Origin of the sequence: Euzebyella marina (assembly GCF_014855515.1) — a bacterium.
GTDB classification, from domain to species: domain Bacteria; phylum Bacteroidota; class Bacteroidia; order Flavobacteriales; family Flavobacteriaceae; genus Euzebyella; species Euzebyella marina.
In genome coordinates this window covers 66,041-79,430 of sequence record NZ_JACYFK010000001.1, presented here as the reverse complement: position 1 = coordinate 79,430, position 13,390 = coordinate 66,041, and the positions used below count along the sequence as shown (strand labels likewise).

The window sequence follows — 13,390 nt, the reverse complement described above, 5'->3', positions numbered from 1 at the left end:
TTATATGGTCATTTCGTTTTCTGATTTCATGTCAATAGCGTTCTGCAAGATTCTTTCTAAAACATTTATCGCAACAGCCACTGATATGGATGCAAATGAGGATACTATACACATAGCCAGAAACCCAGCAGGGTCATCATCTTTATGATGAAATATCCGTACATAAATGGCCGCAAGAGCAATAGCGATACTGACAATAATCGCACAATGCTTAATACTTTTTAAGGTTCTCAATGAGGTGAGGGAAAACAGTCGATTTTGACCAATATATCCTAGAAGTTTGATAGCCTTATACAAAGCCACAAAAAATGCTATGGATGCTAGATATCCATATAAAATTAAGGGGTCCATATAAATATGTAATAAGTCTAAATTCTCGGCTCTGCCTTCGAGCATCGGAAATCGAATCAATATGATAAGGGTGACGATGGCCAGAAGAACAACGCCCGACTGAAGAAACCTGATAGAAGTTTTTTTCATAACTACACTTAGAATAAAATCTAAGACAAGATTACAATTTTTTATTGATATTCAATAAAAATAATTTGTATTTCAATAAAATTGAAAATGATTCTTAGTAAGAAATTTGAAAAATGGTTTTTACTATAATCCTTTTAAATAGTAAGGGCATAAGGAGCCTTTAGTGTGCTACCTCAACCACTACGTTCCCTTTTTTTCTTCCTTGATCAACATACTCATGGGCAGCTACTATTTCAGAAATTGAAAAGCACCGGTCTATATAGGGTTTGATTTTTTCTTCTTTGGTAAGTTCAAGTAGGCGGTTCAAATGTTCTTGTTTGGGGTTCGTGATGGCGTTGATTGAAACGAAGCTACCATTCAGCTTCAATACTTTCTTTGCCTGCGATTTGGTTATCTTGCCGACCGCATCAAAAACGATGTCAAACCTCTCGTTGATCAGTGTGAAATCATTTTGGTGATAGTCAATAGCACTGTCGGCTCCGAGAGATTGTACCATTTCGAAATTAGAGCCACTGCAAACGGCCACAACTTTGGCGCCTTGGCTTTCGGCAATTTGCACGGCAAAGCTACCCACGCTACCTGATGCACCATAAACCAAAACATTTTGTCCTTTACTAAGGCCAGCTTTGTCAAGAAGGAATAGGGCCGTCATACCCCCTACAGGTAGAGCGGCTGCTTCGTTAAAATCTAAATTTTTCGGTTTTTTGCCAAGCACCCCCTTTTTTCTTACTACCGGTACACTTATATATTCGGTATACGAACCGGTCGAAAGAGTGGTTGGGGTGCCAAGAACTTCGTCTCCGATTTTATATAAAGTAACATCTTTACCTACCGCTTCTACAACTCCGGAAAATTCATGCCCTAAAATTTCTTTTTTAGGTTTGAACAGCCCGTAGATCAAGCGAACGAATAACCATGCTATAGGGGGAAAGTTACTGGCGCGTAATCTGGTATCGCCTGAAGTAACGGTGGTAGAATAAATCTTTACCAGAATTTCATTTTTTTTGACTGTTGGTTTTTCGATATCCATCAATATCAAAACATGGGGCGGGCCATATTGTTTGTATACAACTGCTTTCATAATCAAATATTCGACTAAGCCTTTAAAGGCCATATGTTAAAGGGGCTACAAAGAATCTTGGCAAAATGAAAAGGGGGAGGTAAATTTGGCTTTGACATTTTCTCGTCAAAGCGCAGGCCAAGTTTCTAAGTTATGGCTAGTAAAGTACAAAAATTGCAATTAGGAAGTGATAGACTTAAAATCATTATGGTAATTCACTTTTTCCTATAAACCGCAGTATTAGAAAAAAGAAAAGCCATCAACAAAGATTGATGGCTTTTGGCTTTGTAGCGGGGACTGGACTCGAACCAGCGACCTTCGGGTTATGAGCCCGACGAGCTACCTACTGCTCTACCCCGCGATGTGGGTTTCTTCTCTCTTGCAATTACTACTGCAGTTCATGACACTGCCGAGAAGAGCGCTACTATTCGTAACGGGCGACAAATATACAACTGTTTTATGGTATTATCAAAACTTGTTGCAGAATCTTTTTTAACTACCTTCATAAATACTTAAAATGCATACCTTCGAGACTTGCTATACATTTTATGGAGATAATCAACGACTTTATTGCAAGGGCCTTACCATTCACCGAGTGGCCCATGTTTATACTTTTAATTGGTGGCGGACTTTTCTTGGTCGCGTACTCTAAATTTTTGCCCTATCGTTTTTTTGGCCACGCCATTGCTATTACAGCCGGTAAATACGATGATAAATCGGCGCAAGGCGATGTGAGCTCATTTCAGGCTCTTTCTGCTGCAGTGGCCGCGACCGTTGGTCTTGGTAATATATCTGGGGTCGCCATTGCCATTCATGATGGTGGGCCTGGCGTTGTTTTTTGGATATGGGTTACCGCCTTGATCGGCATGTGTATCAAGTTCTATTCCTGTAGTCTTGCGGTTATGTACCGATCTTCAGACGCCGATGGAAAACTGCAGGGCGGGCCGATGTATTATATAACCAAAGGTTTGGGAGAAAAGGCAAAACCTTTGGCCGTATTCTTTGCGATTTGTGGACTCTTTGGTTTTTTAGGTGTCTTTACGGCCAATCAGTTTACCGAGACTTTTATGAGCGTGGTTGAGCCAAATGAATCTATTGCCAATTTTGGCGATTTTAATTGGCAATTGGGCATAGGTGTCGTTTTGGCCATTATTACTTCATTTGTGATTTTCGGTGGACTTACAAAAATTGCTAAAGTGGCTTCTGCTATTGTGCCATTTATGGTATTGGTCTATCTCATTGCCGTCGTGGTGGTTATGTCGCTCAATGCATCTCAAATTATTCCCTCTCTTAAAATGATATTTGCCGAAGCTTGGAATTTTAAGACTGTGGTAACCGGCGGATTTTGGGGGCTGGTCATTATCGGTATACGCAGGGCCATGTTTTCTAACGAGGCCGGTCTTGGTAGTGCGCCCATGTATCACGGGCAGTCGAAAACTGATAGCCCTATCAAAGAGGGTTTGGTGGCCATGTTAGGCCCCTTTATAGATACTATTTTGGTTTGCACCTTTACGGCGGTCGTGATTATTCTAAGTGGCGCTTATTTAGAAGATAGTAGCGGAATTGTTATGACACTTTCCGCATTTGAAAAGACATTGTTCGGTTATGGCGATGACCTGTTGATGCTAATTGTTACTGCGTTTGCTCTATCTACACTATTCACCTATTCTTACTATGGGGTAAAGTGCCTATCGTTTTTAACGAATCCCAAAATCGGTAAACTGTATAACTGGTACTTCGTAATTATGATTGTTTTTGCGGCCGTGGCATCTTTAGAACTGGTTAAAAATCTCATCGATCTTTCTTATGCATTAATGGTCATACCCAATATGATTGCCGTACTTTTGTTGGCGCCTAAAGTGAATAAAGAGGCAAAGAAATATTTTCAGAGGTTGAAAGGTGAGCACTGATAATTTTGAACATGAGTTTTTTGGGATTGGCATTCAGAACGGAAAAACACCCGAGAACTTAGGGGTGCTATGGCGCACGGCCCAAAATCTTGGCGCAAGCTTTATTTTTACCATAGGAAACAGGTATGCTAAGCAATCTAGTGATACGCATCACGCGGTTAAGGCAATGCCGTATTTTCATTATGAGACTTTTGATGATTTTTACGCCAATTTACCTAAAGGTGCCATGTTGGTGGGGGTTGAAATGAAAGATGGATCCGTTGATTTAGAATCTTTTAATCACCCCAGAAGATGTGTTTATTTATTAGGAGCTGAAGATCACGGTCTATCGAATAGAGCCTGTGAAAAATCACATCATTTGGTCCAATTCAAATCGACCAAAAGCTTGAATGTTGCCGTTGCAGGAAGCATTGTTATGTACGATAGAAATCTACCAAAACCACGAATGCGCTAATAGAATTAATCATGGGAGAACATAAATCAGGGTTTGTAAATATTATCGGCAACCCTAATGTAGGCAAGTCAACTTTGATGAATGCCTTTGTGGGTGAGAAGCTTTCGATAATAACCTCAAAGGCACAGACTACAAGACACCGTATTTTGGGTATTGTAAATGGAGATGATTTTCAGGTGATATTGTCTGATACACCAGGCATTATTAAACCCGCTTACGAGCTTCAAACATCTATGATGAACTTCGTAAAGACTGCTTTTGAAGATGCAGATGTATTGATTTATATGGTAGAAATAGGGGAGAAAGCTCTAAAGGACGAAGCTTTTTTCGAAAAAATAAAAAATAGCAAAATACCCGTACTTCTTCTATTGAACAAAGTAGATACGGCCACCCAAGAATTGTTGGAAGAGCAGGTACAGTACTGGCAAGAGTTGCTTCCTACGGTTGAATTGCATCCTATCTCGGCCTTGAGTAATTTCAATATCAAAAATGTATTTGAGCGCATCATCGAATTGCTTCCCGAGGGGCCTGCCTACTACCCTAAAGACCAATTGACCGATAGGCCTGAAAGGTTTTTTGTGAATGAGACCATTCGTGAAAAAATTCTTCTTCACTACAAAAAAGAGATTCCTTATGCGGTAGAAATAGAAACGGAAGAGTTTCTTGAAGATGATGATATTATTCGAATGCGAGCAGTCATTATGGTAGAGCGTGATTCCCAAAAAGGCATCATTATAGGTCACAAAGGGGCTGCCCTAAAGAAAGTAGGGGTAGAGGCGCGTAAAGATCTAGAGCAGTTTTTCGGTAAGCAAGTTCATATCGAGCTTTATGTAAAAGTGAACAAAAACTGGCGAAGCGATATGAGGCAACTCAAGCGCTTCGGTTACAATCAAAATTGATTCATAACTATAGCTTATAGATAAGATTACGTTCTGGTTACGATGGTTTTTCATTTTCGTAAAAGTTAAATAACACCACTGAAAATGAAAAAACCACTAGTAATTGCGCTCATGGCGGGCGTTTTTCTTTCCTCATGTATTAAAGATTACATAGGGCACCCTGGCGAAGAGCCTGATAAAGGATTGTCGGGGCTTAAATTCACTAAAATCGGCACTTTTATAAACGGAACCGGCGATGAAGGCTTTGCCGAGATTAGCGCTTATGATGATAAGACCAAAAGGTTGTTTATCGTTAATCCGAACGACGGAGAAGTCTCCGTATGGGATATCTCCAATCCTTCTTCAGCAGTTAAGCAATCAGGTATTTCTCTAACGGGAACACCGAATAGTGTTGATGTGCATGAGGGTGTATTGGCGGTGGCCGTAGAGAACCCGAACAAGCAGGCCAACGGGTCGATAGCTCTTTATGATACCGAATCGTTGCAATTGTTGGAAACTTACACTGCTGGTGCGTTGCCAGATATGGTTACCTTTTCCCCTAATGGTAAATATATCGTTGCTGCCAATGAAGGTGAACCTAATGATGATTATACGGTTGATCCCGAAGGGTCTATAACCGTGATCGATTTGAAAAAGAAAGAAATCGGCACCTTGTTTTTTACCAACTTTACGAAAGAGGGCATTGGCAACGATTTTAGGGTTTTTGGCCCTGGAGCCAACTTGGCCCAAGATATCGAACCTGAATATGTGGCTATTTCAGATGATAGTAAATATGCCTATGTAACCCTGCAAGAGAATAACGGAATGGCAGTGGTCGATTTAAAATCAATGGTCATTAAAGAAGTGTATGGGCTTGGTGTAAAAGACCATTCGCTTCCTGAAAACCAATTAGATGCCAGCAATGATGACGGTATCGTAGGTAACTTTCAGAATTGGCCCGTCTACGGTTTTTATATGCCTGATGCCATCACATTTGCAAAGATAAAAGGAACCAATTATCTAATTACGGCCAATGAAGGAGATGCTCGGGATTATGATGGATATTCAGAAGAGGCAAGGGTAAAAGACCTAGAGCTTGATGCCACTGTATTCCCGAATGCCGAAGAGCTTCAAGAAGATGAGAATTTAGGAAGGCTAAAAACGACTTTGGCCAATGGTGATATAGATGGTGATGGAGACTATGATAAAATCTATTCGTACGGTGCCCGTTCGTTCTCTATTTGGGATACCTATGGTACTTTGGTTTACGATAGTGGCGACGATATAGGGCGCCAAACCTTTGAGATTGCCCCTGCATTTTTTAATGCAGATGAAGGGGAGGCAGATGGCCGAAGCGATGATAAAGGAGCGGAACCTGAAGCCGTAACTACGCTGAAAGTAGGTGGGTCGACCTTACTATTTGTCGGGCTAGAGCGTACAGGTGGTGTTTTGGTATATGATATAACCAACCCAACGGCGCCTGAATTTTTGAATTGGATTTTTGATGCCCAAGACATTGCTCCAGAAGGGCTGCTAGTGGTGCCAGCAGAGAAGAGCCCAACGAAAGAAGATTTGTTGATCATTACCAATGAAGTCTCGAATACGGTTTCGATTTACGAAATCAACTCTTAATTTTTAGTACATTTTTGGGTTACCCTTGCGGAATTTTCCGTGAGGGTTTCTTTTTTCATAAGTACCCTTATCGAGAAATATAGGCAAAAGAACCTGCAAATAATTGGTATGTAGTATTTTTGCGCCAAATTTAACGTGGTATGGGCGCGATTGTTGCTATTGTAGGAAGGCCGAATGTGGGTAAATCCACCTTTTTTAATAGACTTATTCAAAGAAGGGAAGCTATTGTCGATGCGGTAAGCGGGGTTACCCGTGACCGCCATTACGGCAAGAGTGATTGGAACGGAAAGGAATTTTCGCTCATAGATACCGGAGGTTATGTATTGGGAAGCGATGACGTTTTTGAACAAGAGATAGACCGTCAGGTAGAATTGGCTATTGATGAGGCCGACGCGATTATTTTTATGGTCGACGTTGAAACCGGTGTTACGGGAATGGATGAAGATGTCGCTAAGCTCTTGCGCAGGGTTGAGAAGCCAGTTTTCTTGGCCATTAACAAAGTTGACAATGCGCAACGTGCCGAAGATGCTGTTGAGTTTTACGCTCTGGGATTGGGCGAATATTATACTTTGTCAAGTATCAACGGAAGCGGAACAGGCGAATTACTGGACGCTTTGGTCGAGGTGCTTCCTGAAAAAGATGATGAAGAGGCCGATTTGCCAAGGTTTGCCGTGGTCGGTAGACCCAATGCAGGTAAATCAAGCTTTATCAATGCCCTTATCGGTGAAGATAGGTATATCGTTACCGATATTGCCGGTACGACCCGTGATAGTATCGATACCAAATACAACCGTTTTGGGTTTGAATTTAATCTGGTCGATACAGCAGGAATCCGTCGAAAAAGAAAGGTCAAAGAAGATCTAGAGTTCTATTCTGTGATGAGGTCCGTTAGAGCTATTGAACATAGCGATGTTTGTTTGTTGTTGTTTGATGCTACAAGAGGTTTTGATGGGCAGGTAGAAAATATATTTTGGCTGGCGCAACGCAACAACAAGGGCGTGGTTATTTTGGTCAATAAATGGGATTTGGTAGAAGATAAAGAGACCAATACTGTTAAACAGTATACCAAGCAAATCAAAAAGGCTATCGAGCCATTTGTCGACGTACCTATTATTTTTATTTCGGCGCTGACCAAGCAACGAATTTACAAGGCCATCGAAACTGCTGTCGATGTCTATAAGAACCGTTCGAAAAAAATCAAGACCCGTCAGTTGAATGATGTAATGCTTCCTATCATTGAACGAACACCACCACCGGCGTACAAAGACAAATACGTAAAAATTAAGTTCATCACGCAGTTACCTACGCCATACCCGCAGTTTGCGTTTTTCTGTAATTTACCGCAGTACATTAGAGACCCTTACAGACGCTTTTTGGAAAACAAGCTTAGAGAGAACTTTGATTTCACCGGAGTGCCGGTTTCCATATTCATGCGTAAAAAATAATCTAACCGGTTAGATTCTAACATTTTGTTATAAAGCACAAACTTTTGTTAAGGGAAGCAGGTCTTCTTTTGACTTCGGTTACTTTTGGTTTGGACCAAAATTTTCAAACCACTAAACCAAAATTTCATGCACAAAGCCTTCAAAGCTTTTGTACTGTGCATTTTTTTTACCCCCATTTTATCGGCACAAGAGTTTAAAATTACCGGAACTGTCAAAGATTCCGATTCGCAATTACCATTAGAGTCTACGACCGTTTATGCAGAATCTCCTAGAGACAGCAGCTTGGTAGCCTATACCATATCTGACGTCAATGGTTTTTTTGAACTGGAAGATCGCACCTCTTTAAAATCTGTCAATCTTTTCTTTTCATATAATGGATACAAGACTTTGGTCATGAAAATTGACCTGAAACCGGAAACCAAACTCGGTACGGTTCAACTAGAGGCGCAAGCCCAACAGTTAGAAGGGGTGAACGTAGTTGGTGAACGGGTGCCGATAACCGTTAAAAAAGATACTTTGGAGTTTAACGCCGATTCTTTCAAAACAAGGCCCGATGCCAATGTTGAAGACATGCTGAAAAAGCTTCCGGGGGTCGATGTCGATAGTGACGGAAAAATTACGGTGAATGGTAAAGAAGTGAGCCAGGTTTTGGTCAATGGACAAGTGTTCTTTAGTAACGACCCCAAAGTGGCTGCCAAAAGTCTCCCAAAAGAAGTAATCGATAAAATACAGATTACCGATACCAAGACAAAAACACAAGAATTTACCGGAGAAGAAGGCGATGGTGAAAGCAAAACAATTAACCTTACCATAAAAAAAGACAAGAATAAAGGTATCATGGGGCGCGTTTCCGCAGGTTATGGTACCGACGAACGCTACCAATTGAACGGGCTCGTGAATTACTTTAACGATACTGAAAGGGTGAGCTTTATAGCCAGTTCGAACAACATCAATAATTCTGGGTTTTCTTTTGATGAAATTTATGATATGGTCGGAAGAACGAGAGGAGGTTATGATGGTGCACGTGAGAGTGGGTTGTTGAATAATTTTGGTAACGGAATTACCACTAGTTCGAATGCGGGGGCCAGTTACGCCAATGCCGAAAAGGGCAAATACGAAATAGATGGTAATTATTTCTTCGGATACAGCGATTCTTTTAACGACCAGATGACAAGCCGAGAAAACATATTGCCAGATGGTAGGTTTTATTCAGATAGCGAGAGCAATTTTAGCGGTACCTCGAATTCGAATAGAGGTTCGGCCAACCTTGAATTTGATATTGATGAGACGCTTCGTATTTCTTTACAGCCTTCAATGAGCGTTAACCGAACGGAAAGCTATAATTTAAACAGTTCCGTAACAACAGATGAAGCGGGCAATATGATTAATAGTAACAACCGAACGACCACCGATGATGGTTTTCAGAGAAATTTTTCAAACCGATTGAACATTATCAAGAAGCTAGATACCTTGGGTCGTTTTGTGAGTTTCGGTTTTTCTAATACGAATAACGAAGATCGTAATGTTTCTAACCTTAATTCTTTAAGAGAGGTATTTGGCGAGAATGCTAATATTCAAGAGTTGGATCAACTCTCTGAAGTCAGTAATAAAAGAGATGGGTATGAACTTCAAGGGGAATACCGCCATCCCATTTCGGAAAAGAACTTTCTTGATTTTGAATATCAGTACAGTCATGATAATCGGGTGAACAGTAAACTGGTTAATGATTTTGATGAAGAAGTTGGTGAGTACAGCCTTTTTAACGAAGAATTGAGTTCCAACTTTAATTTTAAGAACATTCAGCAGACGCCGTCCATCGGATTTAGAAGGAACGGGGAAAAACTGAACTTTCGAGTGGCGGCCGAATATCAGTTCACCAAACTGAGCAACGAAGATTTTTTACAAGATTCCAATTTTTCTAAATCGTATAAAAACCTTTTGTTCAACGCCAGATTACGCTACTCGTTTGGTAGTAACAAGCGTTTGTTCGCCAGATACCGCTCTAATTTGAATTTGCCTTCGGTCAATCAACTTCAACCCATTCCGAATGTAAGTAACCCGTTAAATATCGTCATCGGTAACCCTGGTCTATCTCCTGGAATAAATCATAATATCAATATCAATTACAATGACTTTAATTGGAAAGAACGTACAGGGGTCTATGCCTATGCTCAAGTAGAATTTCAAAATGACCGCGTTTCAGCCATTTCAACCACTGATGAAAACTTTTTGAGAACCACCCGTTTTGCCAATATTGACGGTAATTATAATGGTTGGGCCGGTTTCGGTTACTCCAAAGAGGTCAAAAAAGACAGTGTCTTTAGTGCCAAGTTCAACCTTCGCCCAGGAATGAATTTTAGTAGACAGGTAAGTTTGACGAACAATGTTCGGTTAGAAGCAAAAAGCCTAGATGTTTCTCCCTATTTATCAACCACAATCAATTACAAAGAGATGGTCGAGTTTGAACCTGGGTATGGTATTTCGTTCAATAATACCAAGTACAATCTCGATAATGTAGAAGATGTCAAATTTACTTCTCAAAATGCCTCTTTAAGGTTGACCACCTATTGGCCAAAGAACGTGATTTTTGGTAACGATATTCGCTACTCTTATAATGGCAACGTAGGACCGGGTTTTAGAAAAGACGCGGTTTTTTGGAATATGAGTTTAGGTCTCGAGATACTAAAGAAAAAGGCTACGGTTAAAATACTGGCTTATGACCTTCTAGATCAGAACATCAATACGCGTAGAACAACGGGTGAAGATTTCATCCAAGATTTTCAGGGTACCGTTCTCAAACGTTATTTTATGGGAAGTTTTACTTATAAGTTCGATCAATTCGGTGGTGCAAAACCTTCTAGAGGGGGCCGGTTCAGAAGCTTGTAAGTTCATTTGACCATTACGGTCAAAATAGGATAGTATTCGCCAGTGCTAAGAAGGGTATCATTTAAATAAAGCGCTTCAATATACAGTAGATTGCTACAGCAACCCATTTTACCGGTTTTTGCCAAGGTAAATCGTATTTGGGCAGGTTCATTTTCACCAACTTTGAGTGTGAGGTCATAATTGGCCAAACCCCATTCTTTTTGAGTGATGGCCAGCACTTCTTCTTCTAGAACCGACTGAGTTTCGAGGCTATAAGCAATATCACTTGAAATGGAAATATCATCAAGGGAATAGATGTCATCACTTAAAACATTTTTATCGGAGGTTTCCTGAATCAATTTGATATAAAGGTGAGTGAAGTTGGCTATGCAATCGGCAGCAAGACAGTTATCGACTGAGTCATCATCTGAAGAACAGAATGCCAATAAAAACATGGGAATTAAAACAACATACTTCATCATGAACTTTTATTTGGTGGATGCCGAAAACTGAAAAAGGTTGCTCATAGTTTCCCTATTTTCGGTAAAAGCTTGATCTAGAATTTCCAAGCTTTAAAACAAGAGAAGGACATGCTTCTAAGAAACATGTCCTTCCGACACATAATTAACTAAAACTTGTTTTATTCGGTCAACTTTAAAAGTACATTTTCAAAATGTTCACGAATAAATTTTATATGCATTATCTGATATTAAATTGTGATTAATAACCAGGATTTTGCATATTCTCTTTTTCCTCTGGGGTCAAAGTACGTCCTTCTGTATAAACGCCGTCTAAAAAGGTTTGCGGTATAGGTCGCAATACATGAAAGTCTTGAATGTTAGAAGATGCGTTAGGGTTATAAGCTCTTACCCTGTCTACCAAGGTTAAAGTTCTGCTTAAATCTTCCCAACGGTGCCATTCGCCGCACAGCTCTCTGGAACGCTCATTTAAGAGTAAACACATCATACGGTCATAATCTCCTGCATAACCCAAAGTGGCAATAATCGCTTCATCTTCCTCAGGTAAACTGGCAGTACTGGTAATAGTCAAATCAGTTGCATCTGTTGTCACCGGAATGTTATTCGACTCGTAATACGAGTTTTCAAGCATGAATGAATTATCAGTAATGGGCTGTGTAAATTCAGAAGTCGGATACGCGGCTGCGCCATCAGTATAAAAGCTTCGGTCTTCACCGCTTTTGTAAGCGGCACGGTTTCTAACCGCATTGATATACGATAACGCCTCTGCAAAAGCATTCTGTCTAATTTTGGCTTCTGCCGCCATTAGATAGGTATCTGCTGAGCGGGCCAATATTTCATCACGTAGGCCCCTGTTGTCGTTGATAGAGGTTCTGGCTGCATCAAAGTGCTTGCTAAGTGACGGAAACCTAGGGTTTGCCATTAGGCCCACTCCATCTGCTGCATAGGCAACGAATACATGAGGTATGGTCTTGCCATTATATAGAATGCTTGGGTCGTTGTTGTTGATGGTCTTTGAGAACCTGTTATCATCAGGTGAGTTAATGACGTACATGATACCTAAATCTTCTCCTGCCACATAATTGACACCATCAAAAGTACCACCACTGTTGACACGGTGTTTGGTTCTGAATGTCTTCCAAAAACGGGAATCATTTATGTGGTCGTAAACGTCATAAGTGAAGTAGGTAGCTGCCAACCGACTGTAAGGGCGCATGCCGGTCAAGTCTCTTTTCATCATCTGAAGATCATCATAACGGGAGGTAAAAGGTACCGTGCTAAAGTTTGATGTTTCTAAAGATTTATCCCTGCCAAATTGAGCAGAAAGAATAAGCTCCGGTAAAAATTCATTATCGCCATCGGGCTCTGTATAATCCCAAAGTTGTTGAAAATTTGTAGCCAAGGGATGATTAGCAATAACCTCGTCACATAGATCTACTACCTGATCTAAATCTGCAGCTTTGGTAGAAGAGTTCCAAGAATCGTTGATTTCGCTAGCTCTTGTCAAATAAGCCTTTGCCAAGTAATGAGCTGCAGCATCTTTGGTAATGCGGGCAGGTGCACCGCCATTATCCAACAAATTATACGCATTGGTTAAATCGTCGATTACCTGCGCCAATACCTCTTCTGCCGAAGCTCTGGTAAATTCGAGCTCTACAGTTGTACTTACATCGAGCTTTAAGGGCACACCACCATATTGTCTAACGAGCTTCAAATAATTATAAGCGCGAAGAAAGTATCCTTCACCTAAAGCGGTTCTTTTTATTTCTGGATTGTCCGATTCTATTTCGGTGGCCGATTTGATAAGTTGATTGGTCAGACCGATACCCACATAAAAATTGTCCCAAGGCTCTTCTGCCGTTGTTCTCGTTGTGGGAATGATAGAATTGAACCTACTGTCATAATTGTTCCATTGGCTGTTCGTATCGTCACCCCCAACATGAAATTCATCGGTACCATAGTTGGTGGTGCCAAATTGTTGTTCGGATGAAAATGTAGAAGCCAAAACGCGGTAATACGCTCCGATGGCCAATTGTTGAATACCCTGCTCTGTAGTGTAAAATTCATTACTTCTCTGGGTAGTGAGTTCCTCGTCCAGAAAATCGTCATTACACGAACTTGCCAAGTATAGCAGCGCCAAGACCAAATATCTAGATGCTTTTGATTTTATTATATTTTTCATTTTGT

General features: G+C 40.6%; 10 protein-coding genes and 1 tRNA gene. 6 read left to right on the top strand and 5 right to left on the bottom strand.

The features are described from left to right. The 3 genes from IL356_RS00370 to IL356_RS00360 form a co-directional block, all read right to left on the bottom strand. The gene (locus IL356_RS00370; RefSeq protein ID WP_121847757.1) at positions 1 to 480 is read right to left on the bottom strand and encodes a DUF2975 domain-containing protein; all 480 of its coding nucleotides are present in this window, start codon (positions 478 to 480) and stop codon (positions 1 to 3) included. A gap of 160 nt (positions 481 to 640) precedes the next feature. Further along, entirely contained in the window at positions 641 to 1,561 is a 921-nt protein-coding gene (locus tag IL356_RS00365) for an NAD(P)-dependent alcohol dehydrogenase (RefSeq protein WP_121850601.1), read from the bottom strand. Positions 1,562 to 1,828: 267 nt separating this feature from the next. After that, positions 1,829 to 1,901: transfer RNA gene (locus IL356_RS00360), tRNA-Met, on the bottom strand. Between the two features lie 187 nt (positions 1,902 to 2,088). On the opposite strand from IL356_RS00360, the gene IL356_RS00355 reads away from it, so the two are divergent. From IL356_RS00355 to IL356_RS00330, 6 genes are all read left to right on the top strand, one after another. After that, entirely contained in the window at positions 2,089 to 3,450 is a 1,362-nt protein-coding gene (locus IL356_RS00355; protein ID WP_121847758.1) for an alanine/glycine:cation symporter family protein, read from the top strand. Next, on the top strand, positions 3,440 to 3,904 hold the full coding sequence (locus IL356_RS00350; RefSeq protein WP_121847759.1) for an RNA methyltransferase: 465 nt from the start codon (positions 3,440 to 3,442) through the stop codon (positions 3,902 to 3,904). Before IL356_RS00355 ends, IL356_RS00350 begins: the two co-directional genes overlap by 11 nt. An 11-nt stretch (positions 3,905 to 3,915) precedes the next feature. Continuing rightward, on the top strand, positions 3,916 to 4,803 hold the full coding sequence (gene era / locus IL356_RS00345; protein ID WP_121847760.1) for a GTPase Era: 888 nt from the start codon (positions 3,916 to 3,918) through the stop codon (positions 4,801 to 4,803). 84 nt (positions 4,804 to 4,887) lie between these two features. Continuing rightward, positions 4,888 to 6,414: a choice-of-anchor I family protein gene (locus tag IL356_RS00340; protein ID WP_121847761.1), complete on the top strand. Its 1,527-nt coding sequence runs from the start codon at positions 4,888 to 4,890 to the stop codon at positions 6,412 to 6,414. Between the two features lie 140 nt (positions 6,415 to 6,554). Further along, positions 6,555 to 7,859 (top strand): ribosome biogenesis GTPase Der, encoded by a 1,305-nt coding sequence (der, locus tag IL356_RS00335; protein WP_121847762.1) that lies wholly within the window; start codon positions 6,555 to 6,557, stop codon positions 7,857 to 7,859. 126 nt (positions 7,860 to 7,985) lie between these two features. Further along, positions 7,986 to 10,745, top strand: a complete 2,760-nt coding sequence (locus IL356_RS00330) for an outer membrane beta-barrel protein (RefSeq protein ID WP_121850602.1) — start codon at positions 7,986 to 7,988, stop codon at positions 10,743 to 10,745. Positions 10,746 to 10,747: 2 nt separating this feature from the next. Here IL356_RS00330 and IL356_RS00325 read toward each other — a convergent pair whose 3' ends face one another. Both IL356_RS00325 and IL356_RS00320 read right to left on the bottom strand, forming a co-directional pair. Beyond that, positions 10,748 to 11,206 (bottom strand): hypothetical protein, encoded by a 459-nt coding sequence (locus IL356_RS00325; RefSeq protein WP_121847763.1) that lies wholly within the window; start codon positions 11,204 to 11,206, stop codon positions 10,748 to 10,750. Between the two features lie 238 nt (positions 11,207 to 11,444). Beyond that, the gene (locus IL356_RS00320; RefSeq protein ID WP_121847764.1) at positions 11,445 to 13,385 is read right to left on the bottom strand and encodes a RagB/SusD family nutrient uptake outer membrane protein; all 1,941 of its coding nucleotides are present in this window, start codon (positions 13,383 to 13,385) and stop codon (positions 11,445 to 11,447) included. Positions 13,386 to 13,390: the final 5 nt, after the last annotated feature.